This window comes from Candidatus Krumholzibacteriia bacterium (assembly GCA_035268685.1).
GTDB lineage: Bacteria > Krumholzibacteriota > Krumholzibacteriia > JAJRXK01 > JAJRXK01 > JAJRXK01.
In genome coordinates this window covers 1-20,438 of record DATFKK010000195.1, presented here as the reverse complement: position 1 = coordinate 20,438, position 20,438 = coordinate 1, and the positions used below count along the sequence as shown (strand labels likewise).

The following is a 20,438-nucleotide window of genomic DNA, read 5'->3' as shown; positions in this document are numbered from 1 at the left end:
CCCGGGTGACCGCGGCCCGTGTGAGTCGCGTGGTGGCCGGACGGCCGAAGGCCAGCAACTCGACGTAGATCGCGCCGCTGCCGGCGCGACGCGCCTCGATCAGCAGATCCTGCCGCAGATCGGACTCATCGGCGATCACCGTGAAGAGCAGCCGGCTCCCGTCGAGCGTGCGCGCGCAATCGAGAAGGACCACCGTCCCGTGATCCTCACGGTGCGTCTGCTTCGCGAAGACACCGACGGCGTCGAGTTCACCGGACAGTCGGGCGTGGGGCACCTCGACCACCTCCAGGCGTGATTCGTGGGGATCGGGATCCACCGCCGACGGGCGGAAGATCGCATGGTGGATCGTCTTCCTCTGCTCCTGCCACCGCTGCGCGTACTTGGTGCGCAGGGCGGCCTCGGGAGGTGTTCCCGTGTCGATCTCGAAGAGACCGGTCTCGCGCGCCTGTTCGAGCGCGAACGCGAAGTACTCTTCGTGGTCGGTCGTGAACCAGAACTCCCCGGCGTCGGGGTCGAGGCGAGTCGACAGCAGGCGGAAGAAGGGACTCTGCAGCAGCCGGCGATGCTGGTGCCGCTCCTTGGGCCATGGATCGGGAAAGTTCAGGTATCCGCGGTGGAGCTGCCCCGGCCCGACGAGGTCGCGGACGACGAACCGCCCGTCGCCGCAGAACACCCGTACGTTCTCGAGTCCCTCGCGTCGGATCATCCCGACGCCTCGCGTGATCGAAGCCGCCGCGATCTCCACGCACAGCAGATTCCAGTCGGGATGGTCGCGCGCAAGGTCGCGGAAGAAGCCCCCGTTTCCGAATCCGATCTCCACCACCAGTGGAGCACGACGGCCGAAGGCGGCGTGCACGTCGGAACCGAGGAGGTCGGGGTACAGACGGCAGGAATCCACGGTGTTCACACGGGTTCGGCGGCGGACGTCGGCGAAGGACGAAGTATGCACGCGCCCCTGCCGCGTCGCCAGTATCTCAGGTCCCGCGCAGACGTCGAAGGGCCTCGGCGAAGTCCTCGGGATCGGGCGCGGTCACGTCGATCGCACCGACACGCAGCGCGCTGGCGTGCAGCATCTGACGCGGGGCACGGTCGGCCCCGTCCGGACCGTAGACGGGATCGCCGAGGATCGGATGACCCTGGTCCGCCAGGGTCGCACGGATCTGGTGCAGGAACCCCGAGCGCGGACGGGCCTCGACCAGGCACGCGCCGTCGAAGCTCTCGAGCCGACGCCATCGGGTGGAGCAGGTGCGCGATCCCCTCGGTCCGGTGCCGGCCGGGTACACGTCGACCCGCGCCGGGCGGTGCCGTCCCACCAGGAGGTCGACTTCGGCGTGACCGTGTTCTTCGATCGCTCCGACCACCACGGCTCGGTACACCTTGTCGATCGCGTGGCCCGAGAACGCCGACCGGAGCCGGCGGTGCGTGGGTGCATCGGTGGCGAAGAGCTGAACCCCGGAGGTGTCGACGTCCAGGCGGTGCACCACACCGCTGCGCCGGCCGCCTTCGCCGATGCCGATCACCTCCGGACGCCGCGCGGCGAGGCGTTGCAGCAGTGTACCCGTCTCCCCGGCGCGCAACGGATGGACAGCGACACCGGCCGGCTTGGCCACGGCGATCCAGCCCTCGCCTTCGCCCAGGACCTCGAGCGGGAGTTCGGGAGCGGGGACCACGTGATCGGGATCGTCGACACGCGCCGAAACGGTCAGCGTCTGCCCGGCCGCGAGCTTCCGTCCCTTGTCCGACGGCTCCAGTGTCCGGCCGTCGAGCATCACGGCTCCGAGCGCGAGGAGTTCGCGCGCCCGCGCTCGACCGCATCCCACGGACGCGGCGACGAAGGCGTCGACACGCCGGCCCTCGTCGCTGGTGGTCACGTCGAACTCGATGGACCCGGAACGCACGGACGTCCTCGCCTGGAGATCACGGGAAGAAAGCTCCAGCGGTCACGGTACCGCGAACCGTCGATCCCGCCCGAATGTGAAGATCCGGTGGATCCTGCGCCCGGTTCTTCGCCCCGTCCCCAGCAGGAACAACAGGACCCACGACATCGAACAACAAAACACTCGATGTGTTGCGGCACTTGTTGTGCATCACATTGCATTGAGGCCGAATATCACAACACTTTCGACCGCCCGCCGAAGGTCGACGCCTCAACTTATTGCTATCAAGGCACTTCCGTGTTCGGCACACGAGGTGCTGTAGCCCGGGCGAGCACGACATACACCCGCAGGATCGCCCAGGAGGCCCTCGATGACTCTCGGCCGCACGGCTCGCCGCCCCCACCTCGTCCCAGCGCTGGCTGCTCTCCTGATCGCCATCACCTTCGTGGTCGCACCGGCGCCCGTGACCGCGCACGAGGGCCGATCGGCAGAAGCAGCCAGTGTCCTGGCGCGGGTCGATGGCGAGGACCGCGCCCCGACTCCCACGATCGTGACCGCCGGCACCGCACTGCGAGCCGACGACGGCCATGCCCTGCGCCTCGTGGATCTCGGAGACGTCCGTGCCCCGGCGACGGCGATCGACTTCGAACTCGCGAGCACGCGTTCGTTGCGTCTCGAAGTCCTCGATCTCGAGGGCAACCTGGTCCGCACCTTGGCGCGCGGAACCTGGGCGGAAGGATCGCACCAGCTCGCATGGCACCACGACGCCGACGACGGTCAGACCCTCGACCACGGGCTCTTCCTGGTGCGCATCGTCGCCGAAGGGACACCCTCCGGCCTCGCCGCCGCTCGCTGACCCCGACATCCCTCCGTCGTTCGTTCAGCCGGTGCGCCCCGCTCCACCCCACGGAGCGGGGCGTTCTCGTTCCGGGCCGACGGCCGCACCGTCGGTTGACCCCTTCGGGGCCCTGGCGGACACTGCGCACATGGTGAGGAGTCGACGATCGCGCAATGGGTCCAGGTCGTGGTGGGAGTCCGCCAGCGACCGCGATCTCCTCGATCTGCGGCTGCGTGACCTCGGCCTCGACTGGCGCGACACCTGGCTCGCCGATCGCGTCGAGCAGCTGCACGGCGAACTCGAAGCCCGGGGCCTCCGCCTGCGTCCCCACGTGTGGCTCTCGACCGAGTGGTTCAGCCCCGACGGCATCCCGGGCATCGCCATCCCGTTCTTCCTCGCCCACGAGCGGCTCATGCGCCTGGAGAAGCGCATGATGCTGGCGGTCGAAGGATCGAGCGACCGCGAGTGCATGAAGTTGTTGCGGCACGAGGCCGGCCACGCCGCCTGCACCGCCTACCGTCTGCACCGGCGTCCCCGCTGGCGCGACACCTTCGGCCCCTACGGGAAGCCCTACCCCGATTCGTACGTTCCCCGGGCACGCAGCCGCAACCACGTGCAGCACCTGCGTGGATGGTACGCACAGGCGCACCCCGCCGAGGATTTCGCCGAGACCTTCGCCGTGTGGCTCGCACCGAACAGCCGGTGGCGCAGCCGCTACCGTGGATGGCCCGCACTGCAGAAGCTCGAGGTCGTCGACTCGATGATGGACTCGATCGCAGGCCGGCCCACGAAGGTCCGCTCGCGTCGGCACGTCGAACCGGTGTCGCGCAGCTCCATGACCCTGCGCGAGTACTACGAACAGAAGCACGAGCGCTACGGCGCGAGTTTCCCGTCGATCTTCGACGAAGACCTTCTGGTGCTCTTCTCGTCCGATCCCCACTTCCGACGTCGGCCGACCGCCGCCTCGTTCCTGCGTCGCGCCCGCCCTCACATCCGTGACGTGGTCGGACGGTGGACCGGCGAGGTCGCCTACACCGTCGACCACGTGATCGTCGACATGATCAACCGCTGCCGCGAACTCGAGCTCCGGCTCACCCTGAGCGAGTCGAAGACCTTCCACGAGGCGAGCGTGCTCGTGGCCGTACACACCACGCGGACCATCCACCGCACACCCCATCGGATCATGTTGTGAAGAAACTTCGCGTGCTCGTCCTGGTCCACGAGGACCTGGTCCCCCCCGAGTCGCTGGAAGGCCACACGGAGAAGGAGATCGCGCTCTGGCGCACCGAGTACGACGTGTGCCACGCGCTGCGGGGACTCGGGCACGAGGTCCACGTGCTCGGTGTACAGACCGACCTGGGAGCGATCCGGGTCGCGATCGAGGAAAAGCGTCCCCACATCGCCTTCAACCTGCTCGAGGAGTTCCACGGTGTGGCCATGTACGACCAGCACGTGGCCAGCTACCTCGAGCTGATGAAGATCCCGTACACGGGCTGCAATCCGCGCGGACTCATGCTGTCGCACGACAAGGCCCTCTGCCGGAAGGTCCTCGCCTATCACCGTGTGCCCGGACCTCGCTTCCAGGTCTTTCCCATGAACCGGCGCACCCGTCTTTCGAAGCGGATGCGCTTCCCGCTGTTCGTGAAGAGTGCGGTCGAGGACGCCTCGTTCGGCATCAGTCAGGCTTCGGTGGTGACCGACGAGGCCCACTTGCGCGCTCGGGTGGAATTCGTCCACGAGAGGATCGGCACCGACGCACTGGTCGAGGGATTCGTCGACGGCCGTGAGATGTACGTGAGCGTGCTCGGCAACGAACGGCTGCAGGCCTTCCCCGTGCTCGAGATGGACTTCGGGCGCATGCCCGAGGGCTCCTATCGGATCGCATCGCACAAGATCAAGTGGGACACCGAGTACCAGGACCGCGTGGACGTCACCGTCGACCGTGCGCAGGACCTGGAGCCGGCCGTGGAGCGACGCATCTTCCGGCTGGCCAAGAGGGTGTATCGCATGCTCGGCATGAGCGGCTTCGCCCGCATCGATCTGCGTCTCGACCCCGGCGACGTCCCCCACGTGATCGAGGTCAACGCCAATCCGGATCTCGCCGCCGACGACCTCTTCGCCGAGAGTGCCTTGCTCGCGGGCGTCGCTTACGACACACTGATCGCCCGTATCGTGAGCCTCGGGCGGCGCTACCGCGCCCAGTGGAGAACCAGCTGACGTGGACTTCGGCCGCGGCGTCGCGCTCGACGCCATCGACTTCCGACTCCCGCCGGACCCGCCGGGGACCCGTGCCCTGCTCGCCGGGGTTCGCGGACGGGGACGCAGCCACGACCTGCGCGTGGGTAGCCCCCGGTGGGCCGACCGCGGCTACGTGGGCTCGCTCTACCCGGAAGGCACCACACCGGGCGGGTATCTGAACGCCTACGCCCGCGCGCTGCCCACCGTGGAACTGAACGCCACCTGGTATCGCTGCGACGCCGAACAGAACCGGCGATGGGCGGCGCAGGTGCCACCTGGCTTCCGCTTCTGCCCGAAGCTGCCGGGCACGATCAGCCACCAGAAACGTCTGCGGTCGGTCGACGCCGACCGCGACGCCTTCCTCGAGGCGGTCGCGGCCTTCGGCGACTCGCTCGGCGTGTGCTGGCTGCTGCTGCCCAACGACTTCGGGCCACGCGAGTGGCCGGCCCTGCGGACCTTCGTCGAGTCCTGGCCGGCCGAGATCCCCTTCGCGGTGGAACTGCGCCACACCGAGTGGTTCGCCGATCCGGCGGTCCGCCAGGAGGTCTTCGCCCTGTTGCGCCAGTCGGGCGCCATCGCGGTGATCACCGACGTCGCCGGCCGCCGCGACGTGCTGCACATGGAACTGACCGCGCCCACTGCCTTCGTTCGCCTGGCCCTGAACGACCTCGACCCCACCGACTACGACCGCACCGGGGCCTGGGCCGACCGCCTGGCCGACTGGTTCGAAGCGGGGCTCCACACGGCCCACCTCTTCGTGCACCAGCCCACGGAGCACAACAACGTGGAACTGGCCCGGCACGCGGTGCAGACCTTCAACCTGCGGACCCACGCCGGTCTGCCGGTGCCGCCGAAGCACAGCGCGGTCCAGGGCCGTCTGTTCTGAGGTGCGATCCGGTTCAGACGCGCACCGGGCGCAACCACCCGAGGGCGGCGTCCACCGACCATCGGCCCGGACCCTTCAGCCACAGCGCGGCGTAACCGAACAGGTACAGGAGTCCCAGCTCCTGGCGCTGGAAGGGATCCTCGGCATGCACCACGAAGACCGCGACGACCATGGTCGCGACCAGCGGAACCAGGCTCCATCGGGTGAGCAGGCCCAGCACCACCGCCGCAGCGCAGAAGACCTCGGCGAAGACGGCCAGGCCGAGGCTGGCGGCGGAACCCACTCCGAGCGGGTCGGGGAACTCGGCCACGAGTTCGGAGAAGCCGGTCAGCTTGGCCCAACCGTGCCCGTAGATCATGATGCCCCCGAAACCGAGACGGAGTAGCAGCAGGGCAAGGTCCTCGGTCCGTCCGCGCCAGGCCTCGGGCAATGGATCGAGCCACCGGCTCACGACGTCACCTGCCGGCGCTCGGCCGGCACCCAGCCGCCCACGTTACGCTCGACGATCCCCGCCAGGGCCTCCACGTGGTCGGCCCGCGCATTCAGCGCCGGGACGTAGCGGAAACGCCCGCCCCCGGCCTCCTGGAAGAACTCGCGGTTCTGCATGTCGATCTCCTCGAGGGTCTCGAGGCAATCGGCACTGAACCCGGGACAGATCACGTCGACGCTGCCGAGCTTCTCGGCTCCCCATTCCTCGAGGGTCACGTCGGTGTAGGGCTGCACCCAGGGCTCGCGCCCGAAGCGCGACTGGAAGGTCACCGCGTAACGATCCTTCTCGATCCCCAGCGCCTCACCCAGCAGACGACCGGTCCGCTGGCAGAAGCAGGGGTAGGGATCGCCCTGGTCGTAGTAGCGCTGCGGAATCCCGTGGAAGCTCATGAGCAGGCGCTCCGGTTCACCGTCGCGCTCCCACAACTCGCGTACGCTGTTGGCGAGCGCGGCGATGTAGCCCGGGTCGTCGTCGTACTGATTGACGGTACGCAGCTCGGGCACCCAGCGGCGGCGGGCGAAGCTGCGCGCCAGTTCGTCGATGTTGGTCGCGGTGGTCGCAGCCGCGTACTGCGGGTACAACGGTACGTGCAGGATCCGACGGCAGTTGTCGTCGAGCAGTTCCCGGAGCGCGGCGTCGATGCTCGGCTGTCCGTAGCGCATGCCCACCGAGACACGGACCAGATCACCGTAGCGCTCCTGCAGGAGCTCGCGCAGGGCGTCACGCTGCTGCCGTGCGATCACCAGCAACGGCGAGCCTTCTTCGGTCCAGATCTCGCGGTAGGCCTCGGCCACCTTCCGCGGCCGGAACGGCAGGATGAAAGAGTTCAGGATCACCGCCCATACGGGGCGGGGAACCTCGATCACGCGCGGGTCCGACAGGAACTGGCGCAGGTAGCGGCGCAGGGCCGGCGCGTTGGGTTCGTCGGGAGTGCCCAGGTTGCTGAGCAGGACGCCCACGCGCTGCAGGCTGCCGTGCTCGTAGCTGGTCTGGCCCAGGAATCGGGGCATGTGGCCTCCGGAGGGGTGCGTGTGCCGTGGTGGCCGCGGATTCCAGCCCGGTCGTCAGGCCGAGCCTCTCCGATCGCGCGCCGGGGACTCGGCCGTCGGTTCCGGAGCCCGCAGGCGATGCGTGCCGGCCTCGTAGCGACCTTCGAGCTCGTCAGGGGCACCGGGGTCGGCCATGCGCACCCCGGCGACGTAACCCGCACGGGCCAACATGTGCGAGGCCACCGGAACCGTCAACGCGAGGAAGAGCACGACCACCAGTGCGAGCACCGTGATCGCGGTCTCGCCGAAGGCCAGCGCGGTGCCCAGCAGCACCAGGATCGCGCCGAGCGTCGCCGCCTTGCTCGTCGCCTGCATCCGCGTGTAGAGATCCGGCATGCGCACCAGACCCACCCCGGCCACCAACGTGGCCAGGGCGCCCAACAGGACGAGGATCGCCACGAGGATCTCGATCATCGACGTTCCCCCCGTTCCAGATAACGGGCGAAGGCCACGGTCCCGATGAAGGCGATCAATCCGAGGACCACGGCGACGTCGAGGTACACGGTGCTACGGAAGCGGATCGCCACCACGGCGGCCACGGCCACGCTGATCGTGCTGATCAGGTCCAGGGCCAGCGCCCGGTCCCCCAGCGCGGGACCGCGGACCAGACGGGCGAAGGCAAGGACCAGCGAGGTCCCCAGGATTCCCAGGGCGATCTCGGCCACGAGGTCGATCACGCCGCACCTCCTTCGGCCGTGGCACCTGGCGCGTCGTCGCGCATCAGGGCCAACACACGGCGCTCGAAGCCGTCCTTGATCTCGCGGCGGAAGGCCTCGCGGTCGTCCACGAACATGGCGTGCACGTACAGGAAGCGACGGCAGCTCGACACGTCCATGGTCAGGGTGCCCGGCGTGAGCGTGATCAGATTCGCCAGCAACGTGATCTCGGCGTCGGTCTCCACGTCGAGCGGAACGGCCACGATCCCGGGACGACGCTTGTCGGCGGGAGTCACGACCTCCCACGCCACGCGCAGGGTCGACACGACCAGCTCGCGCAGGAAGAACACCGCGAAGCCGATCAGCATGGGCAGCTTGCGGTGATAGGATCCACCGATGATCGGACGCAACACCCACAGCACGCCGTAGCCCAGCAGGAAGCCGAACACGAGGTGCGGGGTGTCGACCTCGCCCACGAGTGCGGCCCAGACCGCAGCGAAGACCAGGTTCAGCAGGAAGGCGTTCACGGCTGGACCTCCGAGGACGCGGCCACGGCGCCGTCGGGCAGCACGGCCTCGATCGTCGCCCCCGGATCGAGCAGCTGCGCGGCCGCACGCTCGGCCAGTTCGTACAATGGCGCCGGCCACAGACCGATCGACAGGGTCGCCACGGCCAGGATCGCCATGGGAAGCCCACGCATCCACTTCTCAGACGTGCTCAGCGCCGGCGCCGGTGTCGAACCCTCGGGCAGGTCCTTCCAGAACACCTCGTTCCAGATCTTCAGCATGCTGACCAGCGTGAGGATCCCGGCCACGGCCGCGGCGGCCACGACCAACCAGGCCTCCCCCATGGCACCGGATCGCAAGACGGCGAGTTTGGCCCAGAATCCGGACAGGGGCGGCAGACCGGCGAGGCTGAACGCGGGAACGAGGAACACGGCGGCCAGCCACGGGGCACGTCGCGCCAGCCCTCCGGCCTGCTTCAGCCGCTCGTCGCCGAGCATGCGCAGCGCCGCGCCGGCCACCAGGTAGAGATTCGTCTTCACGAGGATGTGATGGGCCAGGTAGAAGACCGTCGCCGCCAATCCGAGCCGGCGCACCGTGGGATCGGGAGACGCCAGCAGACCCACGCCGACCACCATGTAGCCGATCTGACTGAGGATGTGGAAACCGAGAATGCGCCGGGTGTGCGTCTGGGCGACCGCACCGACCACGCCGAAGACCATGGTGGCCGCGGCCACCCAGAGCATGATCTCGATCAGCCCGGAACTCGCCGGTGCCAGGATCGTGGTCAGGCGGATGAGCGCGTACACGCCGACCTTCGTCAGCAGGCCCGCGAAGATGGCCGAGACCGCCGGCGACGAGGTGTGGTAACTGGCCGGCAACCAGAAGTACACCGGGAACACACCGGCCTTCACCGCGAAGGCGATCAGCAGGAAGGCACCGAGAACGGTGACGGCCGTCGGGTCCTGCGCGGCGACCGCGGGCAGCTTTCCGAACAGGTCGGCCATGTTCAACGTTCCGGCCATGGCGTAGGCCATGCCCGCCCCGATCAGGAACAGAGCCGACGAGAACAGGTTCAGACCCACGTACTTCACCGCGCCCTCGAGCGCGTCGCGCCGGCCACTCAGGGCCAGCAGCACGAAGCTGGCCATGAGCATGACCTCGAAGAACACGAACAGATTGAACAGATCGCCGGTGAGGAAGGCACCACTGACCCCCAGCAACAGCACCTGCATCAACGGGAAGAACCCCACCTTCTTCTGCTGACGATCGACCTCGACCACGGCCGTGAGATTCGACGTCAGTCCCAGCAGGGCGGTGAGTACCACCATGATCGCGCCGAGCAGGTCGGCCGTGAGCACGATCCCGATCGGCGGCGTCCAGCTCCCGATGGGCGCGACGAGGATGCCGTGACGGCCGACCATCACGAGCAATGCGATCGAGACCGCGAGATGGATCACGGACGCCGCGATCCCGACCACGACCTGCGCGCGCGGCGAACGCCAGAACACCCAGCCCAGCGTCGCCCCGATCAACGGGACGAGGATCGGCAGCACGACCCAGTGACTCATGCCTCCGTCTCCCGCATCTCCTCGACGTCACCCGTGCCGATCGACTCCTGCGCCCGCCGGATCAGCACGGCCAGGAACGACACCACTGCGAAGCCGATCACGATGGCCGTCAGCACCAGGGCCTGCGGCAGCGGATCGGCGTGGCCGGGCTCGAGCACCGTCTCGCCGGCCGGCACCACCGCCGACGCGCCACGGCGCAGACCACCCACCGTGAAAACGGACAGGTTCGCGGCATGACCGAGCAGGACGATTCCGAACAGGAACTTCACCAGGCTCCGGCGGAGCATGAGGTAGACGCCACAGGCCACGAGGATTCCGACGGTGATCGTGAGCACGAGGGTCATCGTCCGGCCTCCTCCGCGTGGCTCTCCTCGTCGTCCTCACCGAGCGTGAACAGGGCCAGCAGGGCCATTCCCATCACCGCCAGGTACACACCGACGTCGAAGACCAGCACCGTGCTCACCTTGCCCAGACCGGGGACGGGCTGCTTCAACCACAGTCCGGTGAGCATCTCCTGGCCCGCGAACATGCTGGCCACCGCCGCGGTCACGAGGCACACCGCGCCGGCCGCGATCAACGAACGCGGATCGACGCGCAGCAATCGCCGGGCCTCCGGAACGCCGTTCGCCAGGGCGTACAGGGCCAGGGCGCTCCCGGCCAGCAGGCCACCGATGAAGCCGCCGCCGGGCTCGTTGTGCCCACGGATCAGCACGAAGAGGGAGAACAGCCCCAGCAGACCGACCAGGAACCGGGTGGCGGTGCGCAGGATCAACGAGTCCACGGTCATGCCCTCCCGGCCGATCGTCCCGACCGGACCAGCGCGTAGACTCCGAGACCCGCGCAGGCCACCACGATGACCTCGCCCAGGGTGTCGAGCGCGCGGAAGTCCACCAGGATCACGTTCACCACGTTGCGACCGAAGGCCTCGACCACGCTCCGGGCCACGTGCTCGTCGCTCACGGTGGCCCCGTCGGGCACCGCCGCGACCGCGAGCAGGGACACGGTGACCACCGCACCCATCGCGGTGGCCACGAAGGCGTCCCGCATCCGGGTCCACGAACGGCTGCGTTGGACGAAGGGGGCCATGCGGTAGAAGACCAGGACGAAGAGCACGACCGTCAACGTCTCCACCATGATCTGCGTGATGGCCAGATCGGGGGCGCCGAAGAACAGGAACACGAGGGCCACGCCGGCGCCCGACACACCGACGGCGGCGACACCCGCGAGTCGTGAGCGCGTGGTGGCCGCGTGCAACGCCCCGCCCACGATCAACAGGAGCACGAACCACTCGTGGAGCTCGGGCGCGTGGAAGGGTACCGACAGGTTCGGCAACCCGTTGCGCAACAGCACCGTGGCCAACAACGCCAGCGACACTCCCACCGTCAGCAGCACGTAGCGTCGCAACGAACCCGTGTGCAGCACTCGCGTGAACACTCCGGCTCCCGCGTACAACGCCAGCAACCACCGCTCGAACACACGCCCCGCGAACAATGGCGTGTCGGGCATGGGACCGGTCGTCGCGGTCAGCCCACCCCGACGACGCGTGAACACTGCGGCACCGGCCATCAATGTCGCGATGCTCAGGGCCAGCACGGTGAGTGCCGTGGGATCGACGCCGTGCCAGAGCTTCAGCTCCATGGCCACCGGCTTCGCCAGGATCGACGAGGCCATGGCCGATCCGAGACCGCGGTCGAACGCCGCCGGCACCAGGCCGATGAAGATCCCGGCCGACGCCAGGACGAGTGGACCCACCCGCATGGACCAGGGGACTTCGTGTGCGTCCTCCAGTTTCTCACGCAATCGGCCCCAGAAGGGTCGTACGCCAACCAGCAGGGCCGCCGCCACGAGAGCCACGTTCGCCAGCACCGCGACCAGCACCAACAGGGCGGTGATCCCGTCCAGGTCGACCTTGGCCTTGTAGAGCAGTTCCTTGCCCACGAACCCGAACATGGGAGGCGCACCGGCCTTGCTCAGCGCGGCCACGGCACCGGCCGCCGCAGTCCACGGCAAGAGCCTCCGCAGCCCCCCGAGGTGCGCCAGGTCGCGCGTGCCCGCACCGTGGTCGACGTTGCCGGCGACCATGAAGAGGGCTGCCTTGTACAGCGCATGGGCCACGAGGAACACGACGGCCGCCTCGACGGCCTTCTTCGTGCCCAGGCCCAACAACATGGTCAGCACGCCCAGCACCGCGACCGTCGACCACGCGAGGACCTTCTTCAGATCGCGCTGCCGCACCGCCACCACCGCAGCGTAGAACATGGTCGCCATGCCCACCGCCGTGACGGTCCAGACCCACGCCGTGGTGCCCCCCATGATCGGGTGCAACCGCGCCAGCAGGAACACGCCCGCCTTGACCATGGTGGCCGAGTGCAGCAGGGCACTGACCGGCGTGGGCGCGGCCATGGCCGCGGGCAGCCAGAAGTGGAAGGGGACTTGCGCCGACTTGGTGAAGGCGCCGAGCAGGATCAGCGCGAGCGCAGCCGGATAGAGTGCATGCGCTCGCGGATCGATCGTCAACAGCGACGAGACGCGCCAGGCCTCGTCGACAGCCAGACCGGCATCCATGCCGATCCGCGCCAGGAGGATCAGGCCCACCAACAGTGCGATCCCACCGGCACCGGTGACCAGCAGTGCCTGCCGCGCCGCCGAGCGCGACGACTCGTCCTGGTGCTTGACCCCGATCAGCAAGTACGACGTGATCGAGGTGAGTTCCCAGAACACGAAGAGCGTGATCAGGTCGTCGCTGAGCACCAGGCCGAGCATCGCGGCCAGGAAGGCGGTCAACAACGCGAGCACGCGTGCGCGCAGCGCGCTGCCGTGGAGATAGCCGTCGCCGTACAACAGGACGAGCGCACCGATCCCAGCCACGAGCAACACGAAGGTGGCGGCCAGTCCGTCCTGCCGTAGCGCGAGGTGGACGCCGAGATCCCCGAGCCACGGGACGACCTCGACGGCCGGCGTCCGGAAGCCCTGCCGGAGGATCAGAACGCCGGCCCCACCCACGACGAGAGCCAATATCCACCCCGTCGCCCGGCCGGCGACACGCGCCAGAGCGGGGACGGCGAGCGATCCGACGAGCAACGCCAGAACGGTCGGGAACATGATGGGCATGGCCGAGAAGGACCTCTGCTGTCAGGCGGGTTCGGGAGGCACGGGTCGAGCGCACCCAGGAAAGGAACGACCCCACACTTGCGCAATCCGATTCCTGAATAGATTTTCCTGCAACTAGGTAACGGCAATCCCCCAAGCGTCAAGACGGGGTGCCAGCCGATGGACGTGCGCGCGATGCATGGTCACGGACACTCGTGGACCTTTCTCAGCAATCACTGTCACGTGCTCCTGTGCCTGGCCCAGGAGCCGGACATCCGGATCCGCGAGGTGGCCGAGCGGGTGGGGATCACCGAACGCGCGGTCCAGCGCATCGTGGGTGAACTCGAGGACGCCGGGATCATAGACCGGGAACGCGACGGCCGTCGCAACCACTATCGGATCCACGGGGAGATCTCGCTGCGGCATCCCCTGGAGGCCCACCACACGGTGGGAGAGCTGATCGCTCTGCTGAGCGATCGCCGGTCACAACGCCGCGCACGCAAGGGCTGAGCGTTCATGGTCGATCGATCCTTCGGCGTCGCAGTGGTCCAGGCCGCGCCCGTCTTCCTGAACCTCGACGCGACCGTCGACCGGGCCCTGGAACGCATCGGGGCAGCGGCCCGTACGGGTGCGTCGTTGGTGGCCTTCGGCGAGACCTGGCTCACCGGCTACCCGGCCTGGATCGACAGTGCACCCGGCGCGGCCCTGTGGAACAGCGCTCCGGCACGCGCTGTCTACCGGCGTCTGTTCGAGCAGTCGCCCACGATCGACGGTCCCGAGCTCGCCCGGCTCCACGAAGCCGCACGTGCACACGACTGCGACGTGGTCATGGGCCTGCACGAACGACGCGGTAACACCCTGTACAACACCATCGCCTCGCTTTCGAGGGACGGCCGGAGCCGGGCACTGCGGCGCAAGCTGGTTCCCACCTACACCGAGCGCATGATCTGGGGCCGCGGCGACGGCAGCACCCTCGAGGTGCTCGGGACTCCACACGGGAACGTGGGGGCGATGGTCTGCTGGGAACACTGGATGCCCGCACTGCGGCAGGTCATGCACGCCGCGGGCGAGATCGTCCACGTGGCCCAGTGGCCGAGCGGCCACGACCTGCACCAGCTGGCGAGCCGCCAGTACGCCTTCGAGGGCGGTTGTTTCGTCCTTTGCTGCGGAACGCCGTTGAGCCGCGGGGGCATGATCGAGGGCTATCGTTCGCTCGGTGCAGACGAAGGACTCGAACTGCTCGAGGCCCTGCCCGGCGACGACGACACCCTGCTGCTCGACGGCCGCTCGTCGATCGTCGCGCCGGACACGAGCTATGTCGTCGAACCGGTGATCGGGCGCGAAGAGATCGTGTTCGCCGAGATCGACCCCGCCCGCTGCGACGAGTCGAGGCTGAAGCTCGACGTCGCCGGCCACTACAGCCGACCCGACCTCTTCACGTTGAGCGTCGATCGGCGCCCTCAGGAGAACGTCCGCGACGATTCCTGAGCCGCGTCGCGGACGGCCCGGGCGTGTGTTAGCCTATCGCTCATGAGCGAACGCAGACTCCCCTCCGAACCCCTGCGCATGGTCTACGCCGAGCCCGACGGGTCGATCCTCGATCACCCGTCGCTCCTCATGGCGGCCAGCGGCGGGGGCGACCCACGTCCGCCCCGCGACGACGAGATCGTCGAACTGCCCCGGGGCAGCGACCTCTTCCTCCTGCCCGACCGCACGCCGATCGGCCTCGATCCCGACACCGGCGAACCGACCACCTTCGAGCGCGAGGGATGCAACGCCGTCGCGGGATTCCTGGCGCCGGCGTGGACACTCTTCCTGCATCCGACCTACCGGACCCTGGAGGACGCGCCGACGCTGCCGCTCTTCGCCTACGCCGCGGTGGGCTTCGCCGACGACCGCTTCTGGGCCACGGGGATCCGGGTCGACGAGGACGCGCGGCAGGATCCCTGGCGCTTCGACGCCGACCGACTGCAGAAGCAGGTGGCCCGCCGCGTCGACGTCGACGGCGACAACGCCGTGGTCCGCCAGCTCGAGCGATGCGCGCTCGAGTACAACTGCCGCGCCGCGCAGAACTTCTTCATCGGTCGGCACGAGGCGCCGCTGCCCACGAGCGTCACGTGCAACTCGCGCTGCGTCGGTTGCATCTCGCTGCAGCCCGACGGCAGCTTCGGGGCCAGCCACGAGCGGGTGAAGCGCCCGCCCCGGCCCGACGAGATCGCCGCCGTCGCGCTGTCGCACCTCGAGAAGGTGCCCGACGGCGTGGCCAGCTTCGGGCAGGGCTGTGAGGGAGAGCCACTGCTCGCGCGCGACCTGCTCCCGGAGTCGATCCGGGCCATCCGCGCTCGGACCGACCGCGGCACCATCAACGTCAACACCAACGGAAGCCTGCCCGACGTGGTCGAGGCCATGTGCCGTGAGGGGCTCGACGCGATCCGCGTCAGCCTGAACAGCCCGCGTCTGTCGATCTACGACCCCTACTACCGCCCGGCGAACTACCACCTCGACGACGTCGTCGAGACCCTGCAGATCATGCGGCGGCACGATCGCTTCCGCTCGATCAACTACCTCGTCTTCCCGGGCGTGACCGACACCGAGGAGGAGTTCGAGGCCTTGGTCGACTTCGTCGATCACTGCGACCTCGACCTGATCCAGATGCGCAACCTGAACATCGACCCGGAACTGTACCGTCGGATCCTCCCCGAGGGCAGCGTGCGAGAGGGCTTCGGCCTGGGCGTTCTCATGGAGCGGCTGCGCGACCGCTTCCCGCACCTCCACTTCGGATACTTCAACCCGAACAAGGAGACCTACCGGCGCTGGCGCAGTGATCGGGTGCAGACAACCCGGTGACGAGTACGACCACCTCCTGCCGATCGGTGTCCGACGGAGTCCCGCATGAGCTTTCCCTCGCCCTTCTTCCGTTGGCGTCCCCATCCCTGGCACGGCCTCGACGTGGGCTCGAACCCACCCCACGTGGTCCACGCCTACATCGAGCTCACGCCCTTCGACCTCGTGAAGTACGAACTCGACAAGAAGACGGGATACCTGCGCGTCGACCGGCCGCAGAGGACGTCGTCGCAACCGCCTGCCCTGTACGGTCTGGTTCCCCGCACCTACTGTGGAGAGCGCGTGCGGTCACTGTCGCCGAAGTCGGTGAAGGGAGACGGTGATCCGCTCGACATCTGTGTGATCAGCGAGCGACCGATCGAACGCTCCGAGGTGATCCTCGACGCCCGCGTGGTCGGTGGACTGCAGATGATCGACGGGGGCGAGGCCGACGACAAGATCGTGGCCGTACTGGCCAACGACAATCTGTGGGGAGCGGTCACCAGCGTGCGCGAGCTGCCCGAGGTGCTCGTGGAACGGCTGCACCACTACTTCAGCACGTACAAGCTGGTCCCGAACTCCGAACCCCACGTCTCGATCGAGGACGTCTACGACGCCGACCATGCCTCGAAGGTGATCGAGGCAGCGATGGAAGACTACGACGAGATGTTCGGTCAGTGATCGGCTGAACCGTCTTCGCGAGAGCCACACCCCCGGAAGAGGCCACCCCGCATGGTCGCGTGCGACACCCTGAACCGACACCGTCACGACCTGGAGGCGGCGCGCGAACGCGTACATCGTTTGCTCGACGAACTCGACCCGGCCGTGGCCAATCGTCAGCCCCAGCCGGGAAGCTGGTCGGCGCTGCAGGCGATCGAGCACCTCAATGCCACGGCGACCGTCTACCAGCCTCGGATGCAACGTGCCATCGCCGAGGCACCTGCGGGTGGACCACCCTACGAGCGCGGAACGCTGACCGGACGCCTGTTCCTGCGATCCCTCGACCCCTCCAACGCACCGAAGCGCTTCCGGGCTCCGAAGATCTTCCGGCCTGCGACCACCTCGTTGACTGCGACCCGCGTCCGTGACGACTTCGACCGGTACCACGATGCGTGGATCCGACTCATCGATGCCGCCGACGGGCGTGGGCTCGGTCGCTCGCGCGTCCGGCTCCCGCTGCCGCTGCCGATCCACATGTCACTGGCCCAGGCCTTCCAGGTGCACGCCTGGCACGTTCCGCGGCACGTTGCCCAGGCCGAGCGCGCGGCGACCGCCGTCCGGGCCGGCGCCGCCTGAGCCATGGAAGCCCTCACCCCCTTCGACCTCTTGCTGGCCGTGGTCCTGATCGCGGGACTCCCGCTGTGGTCCATGCGGAGCTGGCGGCGTCTGCACCGCGCGATCCGAGCCGACGATCCGCGCGCGCGCCTCACTGCCTACCGCCGGGTGGTGGTCGTGCAGTGGTCGCTGGTGGCGCTGCTGGCCGTCCACTGGGTCGTGCAGGGGCACGCGTTCGCGAGCCTCGGTCTGGACCTGCCACTCGACCTGCGGGTGCTCGGAGCCTTCCTCGTGTCCGGCGCACTGGGAATGCTCGTCCACGGGCAGGCGAGCACGGCGCTGGCCGACGCCGAGACCCGCCGTGAGGCCAGGGGCCAGATCACCGATCTACGACCCATGTTGCCGCACACCCCGGACGAGTACTCCTGGTTCCGACCCGTCGCGTGGACGGCCGGGATCTGCGAGGAGATCCTCTACCGCGGCTACCTGCCCTGGTTGTTCGCACTGTACACCGACGATCTCGCGGCCTTCGGTGTGGCCACCCTCGTCTTCGGACTGGGCCACGCCTACCAGGGGACGAGTGGAATCCTGAAGACCACACTGGTCGGCGCGGTGATGAGTCTACTGACCTGGGCGAGCGGCTCGCTGGTGCCGGCCATGGTCCTGCACGTGGCCATCGACGCGATCAACGGACGCATGGCCTACCTGCTGATCCGGACCGAGTCCGAGGACGAGCCGGCCGTCGACGCACCGTTCGAACCAGAGCACGACGAGCGCGACGACGACTGACTCCGCGACGTCGAGACCGGGCACGGGGACGGGGGCGCCGTGGAGCGCCCCCGTCCGTCTCCGCCGTCCGGATGGTTCCTTCGGATCAGTCGCGATACCGGGACTTCACGGTGCCCCAGCTCTCGTCGTCGGTGTCGACCGGACCACCGCAGAAGCCGTCGCCGTTCTCCCAGACCGAATCGACCGTCTGGACCGCCGGACTGTCGGCGGTGAGTTCGAGCGTACGGTTGGTGAACGGATCTTCGTCGATGGTCTCCCAGAAGGTGCAGTCGTCGATCTGGAACTTGTACTGGATGTCCAACGGCACGCCCGTTCCCGCGGGGAAGGTGACGCACGTCTGCCAGACGTCGACACCCACCTGCTCCAGCACGAGTCCGGTCTCCCACGACCCGAGAGCGTCGATGTTGCCGATCACGCAGCTGTCGCCGGTGTAGGCCACGCCGTCGAGGCAGATCTGGAAGCAGACCGTCTTGTCCTCGGTGGTGGCACCGGACAGCCCGCAACCGATGGGCGTGAACCGGTTGAAGCTCTCCGGCTCCTGTTCCACGGTGGCGGTGCCGTCGGTGGGCAACGTGATCGAGCGATTGGGATCGTTCTCCCAGTCGACGCAGTCCTCCCGTCGGTACTTGTACTCGACGGTCGCCGCCGTTCCCGCGGGGAAGATGACGTCCACGGTGTAGAGGTCGCCTTCGACGTTGGTCATCGTGACACCGGAACCCCAGTTGGTGAGGACGTCCGCACCACCGGTGATGCACACGTCTCCGACACTCCCGCCGGCGCCCTCGAGGCACACGGTGAAGGTCGCGGTGACGTCGTTGGGAATGGTGTCCTGCGCCGATGCGGGTGTCAGCGCCAGCGCACAGAGTGCGATCGCGGTCAGAGCCGAGAGCATGGATCGCATCGGCCGACCTCCTTGGGAATGGTGGAGGAACACGAGGTGAGGTGGCCGGGAGGAGACCCAGTCTAGATCCGGACGACGCAGGGGTCAACGCAGTGCGAGGCCCGAATCCGGATCGAAGACGTGAGCTCGCTCCAGATCCATGCGCAGGGCGACCTCCTCGTCGACCTCGACCCGGTGATCGGGCCGCACGCGAGCGACGCTGTTGACGTCCTCGGTGTGCCAGTAGACGAGCGTCTCGCTCCCCAGCGGCTCGACCACCTCGAGCCGGACGCGCGAAGCGGCGGTGGGCCGGCCGTTCGATTCACCTCCCACGGCGAAGTCCTCGGGTCGCACACCCAGGATCACCTCGCGGCCCTTCACCGCATCGAAGCGCTCGGGATACCCACCGGTGACCTTCCAGACCCCGTCGCCCACGTGCAGGCCGTCGTCGGCCACCTGCGCGCGCCAGAAGTTCATGGGGGGACTCCCCATGAACCCGGCCACGAAGCGGTTCGCGGGGCGGTCGTACAAGGCGAGCGGCGCGTCGATCTGCTGCACCTCGCCCGCGTCGAGCACGACGATCCGGTCGCCCATGGTCATGGCCTCGGTCTGGTCGTGCGTCACGTAGATCATGGTGGCCTTCAGGTTCTTGTGCAGCCGGCTGATCTCGGTGCGCATCTCCACGCGCATCTTGGCGTCGAGGTTCGAAAGGGGCTCGTCGAACAGGAAGACCTTCGGACGCCGAACGATGGAGCGTCCCACCGCCACCCGCTGACGCTGTCCGCCGCTCAGTTGCGCCGGCCGGCGATCGAGCAGATGCTCGACGCCCAACAACTCGGCGGCCTCGTGCACGCGGACCTCGACCTCGTCGGAGGGCATCTTCCGGATCCGCAGGCTCATGGCCATGTTGTCGAACACGCTCATGTGGGGGTACAGGGCGTAGTTCTGGAACACCATGGCGATGTCACGCTCGCGCGGGGCGACGTCGTTGACGCGGAGCCCGTCGATCTCGAGGTTGCCGTCGGTGATGTCCTCCAGACCCGCGATCATGCGAAGCAAGGTGGACTTGCCGCAGCCGGAGGGTCCGACGAGGACAAGGAACTCACCTTGTTCCACCGCGATGTCGACATGGTGAAGCACCTCGACGGCGCCGTAGGACTTGGTGACTTGGTCTATGGCGAGGAAACCCATGCAGCTTATCCCTTAACCGAACCGGCCATCAGGCCCCGGACGAAGTAGCGGCCGGCCACGATGTACACGAAGAGCGTCGGCGCGGCGGCCATGATGGCGCCGGCGAAGTGGACGTTGTATTCGCGCACGCCCGTGGACGAGTTGACGAGGTTGTTCAGCGCCACGGTCATCGGAGCGGCGCCCCCCGAAGCGAAGCTCGCACCGAAGAGGAAGTCGTTCCAGATATTGGTGAACTGCCAGATGAAGCTGACCGCGATGATCGGCCCGGAGGAGGGCAGCATG

The 20,438-nt window shown here is 68.1% G+C and carries 24 protein-coding genes; 10 read left to right on the top strand and 14 right to left on the bottom strand.

Translation table 11 applies throughout. From position 1 onward, the window contains the following. Both trmB and VKA86_18895 read right to left on the bottom strand, forming a co-directional pair. Window positions 1-949, bottom strand: a 949-nt coding sequence (trmB, locus tag VKA86_18900; protein HKK73276.1) for a tRNA (guanosine(46)-N7)-methyltransferase TrmB, incomplete at its 3' end; no start/stop codon positions are given. 25 nt (window positions 950-974) lie between these two features. Beyond that, window positions 975-1,898: an RluA family pseudouridine synthase gene (locus VKA86_18895; GenBank protein ID HKK73275.1), complete on the bottom strand. Its 924-nt coding sequence runs from the start codon at window positions 1,896-1,898 to the stop codon at window positions 975-977. A gap of 349 nt (window positions 1,899-2,247) precedes the next feature. On the opposite strand from VKA86_18895, the gene VKA86_18890 reads away from it, so the two are divergent. The 4 genes from VKA86_18890 to VKA86_18875 all read left to right on the top strand — a co-directional run bounded on the left by VKA86_18890 (window position 2,248) and on the right by VKA86_18875 (window position 5,839). Then, complete coding sequence (locus VKA86_18890) at window positions 2,248-2,733, top strand: FlgD immunoglobulin-like domain containing protein (protein HKK73274.1); 486 nt, start codon at window positions 2,248-2,250, stop codon at window positions 2,731-2,733. Window positions 2,734-2,863: 130 nt separating this feature from the next. After that, window positions 2,864-3,907: a putative zinc-binding metallopeptidase gene (locus tag VKA86_18885; GenBank protein HKK73273.1), complete on the top strand. Its 1,044-nt coding sequence runs from the start codon at window positions 2,864-2,866 to the stop codon at window positions 3,905-3,907. Beyond that, complete coding sequence (locus tag VKA86_18880; GenBank protein HKK73272.1) at window positions 3,904-4,932, top strand: D-alanine--D-alanine ligase; 1,029 nt, start codon at window positions 3,904-3,906, stop codon at window positions 4,930-4,932. The genes VKA86_18885 and VKA86_18880 overlap by 4 nt, the downstream gene beginning before the upstream one ends. A 1-nt stretch (window position 4,933) precedes the next feature. Then, window positions 4,934-5,839 (top strand): DUF72 domain-containing protein, encoded by a 906-nt coding sequence (locus VKA86_18875; protein ID HKK73271.1) that lies wholly within the window; start codon window positions 4,934-4,936, stop codon window positions 5,837-5,839. Window positions 5,840-5,852: 13 nt separating this feature from the next. On the opposite strand, the gene VKA86_18870 is transcribed toward VKA86_18875, so the two are convergent. From VKA86_18870 to mbhE, 9 genes are read right to left on the bottom strand one after another with little or no spacing between them, the layout of a single operon-like run. Next, window positions 5,853-6,290 carry a DoxX family protein gene (locus VKA86_18870; protein HKK73270.1) on the bottom strand — a complete coding sequence of 146 codons (438 nt, stop codon included), beginning with the start codon at window positions 6,288-6,290 and terminating at the stop codon, window positions 5,853-5,855. Beyond that, entirely contained in the window at window positions 6,287-7,339 is a 1,053-nt protein-coding gene (gene hemH / locus VKA86_18865; protein HKK73269.1) for a ferrochelatase, read from the bottom strand. Before hemH ends, VKA86_18870 begins: the two co-directional genes overlap by 4 nt. A 54-nt stretch (window positions 7,340-7,393) precedes the next feature. Further along, window positions 7,394-7,792, bottom strand: coding sequence for a monovalent cation/H(+) antiporter subunit G (gene mnhG / locus VKA86_18860; protein ID HKK73268.1), 399 nt, complete (start codon window positions 7,790-7,792; stop codon window positions 7,394-7,396). Next, window positions 7,789-8,055, bottom strand: coding sequence for a monovalent cation/H+ antiporter complex subunit F (locus VKA86_18855; protein ID HKK73267.1), 267 nt, complete (start codon window positions 8,053-8,055; stop codon window positions 7,789-7,791). Before VKA86_18855 ends, mnhG begins: the two co-directional genes overlap by 4 nt. Further along, complete coding sequence (locus tag VKA86_18850; GenBank protein HKK73266.1) at window positions 8,052-8,561, bottom strand: Na+/H+ antiporter subunit E; 510 nt, start codon at window positions 8,559-8,561, stop codon at window positions 8,052-8,054. The genes VKA86_18855 and VKA86_18850 overlap by 4 nt, the downstream gene beginning before the upstream one ends. Beyond that, complete coding sequence (locus VKA86_18845) at window positions 8,558-10,108, bottom strand: proton-conducting transporter membrane subunit (protein HKK73265.1); 1,551 nt, start codon at window positions 10,106-10,108, stop codon at window positions 8,558-8,560. The genes VKA86_18850 and VKA86_18845 overlap by 4 nt, the downstream gene beginning before the upstream one ends. Further along, complete coding sequence (locus VKA86_18840; GenBank protein ID HKK73264.1) at window positions 10,105-10,452, bottom strand: NADH-quinone oxidoreductase subunit K; 348 nt, start codon at window positions 10,450-10,452, stop codon at window positions 10,105-10,107. Before VKA86_18840 ends, VKA86_18845 begins: the two co-directional genes overlap by 4 nt. Further along, window positions 10,449-10,895: a Na+/H+ antiporter subunit B gene (locus tag VKA86_18835; GenBank protein ID HKK73263.1), complete on the bottom strand. Its 447-nt coding sequence runs from the start codon at window positions 10,893-10,895 to the stop codon at window positions 10,449-10,451. Before VKA86_18835 ends, VKA86_18840 begins: the two co-directional genes overlap by 4 nt. Continuing rightward, window positions 10,892-13,219 (bottom strand): hydrogen gas-evolving membrane-bound hydrogenase subunit E, encoded by a 2,328-nt coding sequence (gene mbhE, locus VKA86_18830; protein ID HKK73262.1) that lies wholly within the window; start codon window positions 13,217-13,219, stop codon window positions 10,892-10,894. Before mbhE ends, VKA86_18835 begins: the two co-directional genes overlap by 4 nt. Window positions 13,220-13,393: 174 nt before the next feature. Here mbhE and VKA86_18825 point away from each other — a divergent pair, with 174 nt between their 5' ends. The 6 genes from VKA86_18825 to VKA86_18800 are packed head-to-tail and all read left to right on the top strand — an operon-like array spanning window position 13,394 to window position 18,085. Next, entirely contained in the window at window positions 13,394-13,708 is a 315-nt protein-coding gene (locus VKA86_18825) for a winged helix-turn-helix domain-containing protein (GenBank protein ID HKK73261.1), read from the top strand. A gap of 6 nt (window positions 13,709-13,714) precedes the next feature. Beyond that, window positions 13,715-14,686, top strand: coding sequence for a carbon-nitrogen hydrolase family protein (locus VKA86_18820; protein HKK73260.1), 972 nt, complete (start codon window positions 13,715-13,717; stop codon window positions 14,684-14,686). 42 nt (window positions 14,687-14,728) lie between these two features. Beyond that, complete coding sequence (locus VKA86_18815) at window positions 14,729-16,045, top strand: radical SAM protein (protein HKK73259.1); 1,317 nt, start codon at window positions 14,729-14,731, stop codon at window positions 16,043-16,045. A gap of 45 nt (window positions 16,046-16,090) precedes the next feature. Next, window positions 16,091-16,702, top strand: coding sequence for an inorganic pyrophosphatase (locus VKA86_18810; GenBank protein ID HKK73258.1), 612 nt, complete (start codon window positions 16,091-16,093; stop codon window positions 16,700-16,702). 51 nt (window positions 16,703-16,753) lie between these two features. After that, a complete protein-coding gene (locus VKA86_18805) occupies window positions 16,754-17,317 on the top strand; it encodes a DinB family protein (protein HKK73257.1) in 564 nt (187 codons plus the stop codon). 3 nt (window positions 17,318-17,320) lie between these two features. Then, entirely contained in the window at window positions 17,321-18,085 is a 765-nt protein-coding gene (locus VKA86_18800; GenBank protein ID HKK73256.1) for a CPBP family intramembrane glutamic endopeptidase, read from the top strand. 85 nt (window positions 18,086-18,170) lie between these two features. On the opposite strand, the gene VKA86_18795 is transcribed toward VKA86_18800, so the two are convergent. The 3 genes from VKA86_18795 to VKA86_18785 all read right to left on the bottom strand — a co-directional run. After that, on the bottom strand, window positions 18,171-18,986 hold the full coding sequence (locus tag VKA86_18795) for a carbohydrate-binding module family 20 domain-containing protein (protein ID HKK73255.1): 816 nt from the start codon (window positions 18,984-18,986) through the stop codon (window positions 18,171-18,173). 84 nt (window positions 18,987-19,070) lie between these two features. After that, entirely contained in the window at window positions 19,071-20,156 is a 1,086-nt protein-coding gene (ugpC, locus tag VKA86_18790; protein ID HKK73254.1) for a sn-glycerol-3-phosphate ABC transporter ATP-binding protein UgpC, read from the bottom strand. Window positions 20,157-20,161: 5 nt separating this feature from the next. Further along, window positions 20,162-20,438, bottom strand: a 277-nt coding sequence (locus VKA86_18785) for a carbohydrate ABC transporter permease (protein HKK73253.1), incomplete at its 5' end; no start/stop codon positions are given.